The sequence below is a fragment of the Idiomarina solivarensis genome, from assembly GCF_033052755.1.
Taxonomy (GTDB): Bacteria; Pseudomonadota; Gammaproteobacteria; order Enterobacterales; family Alteromonadaceae; genus Idiomarina.
The window spans coordinates 1-280 of sequence record NZ_JAVFHZ010000020.1; the positions used below are offsets into that span (position 1 = coordinate 1).

The window sequence follows — 280 nt, forward strand, 5'->3', positions numbered from 1 at the left end:
GGCGGCAACGTCACCGGCATTTCCGACTTCTCGCCGCTCGAAGCCCAGTTCGACCTGATCAAGGAGCTGGTGCCCGCAGCCAAGAAGATCGGCGTCGTCTTCAATCCCGGCGAAGCCAACAGCGTCGCGCTGCTCAACGCCGTGAAGGCACTGGCGCCGGCCCGCAACCTCCAGATCGTCGAGGCTTCGGCGGGCCGGACCGCCGATGTCTCCGCCGCCGCGCAGAGTCTCGTCGGCAAGGTCGACGCGCTCTATCTGCCGACCGAGCCCTTCTGGACCG

General features: G+C 67.5%; 1 protein-coding gene. It reads left to right on the forward strand.

Translation table 11 applies throughout. From position 1 onward, the window contains the following. Window positions 1-280 (forward strand): ABC transporter substrate-binding protein (locus tag RBK99_RS13470; RefSeq protein WP_317505105.1); only part of this gene is annotated, 280 nt, incomplete at both ends.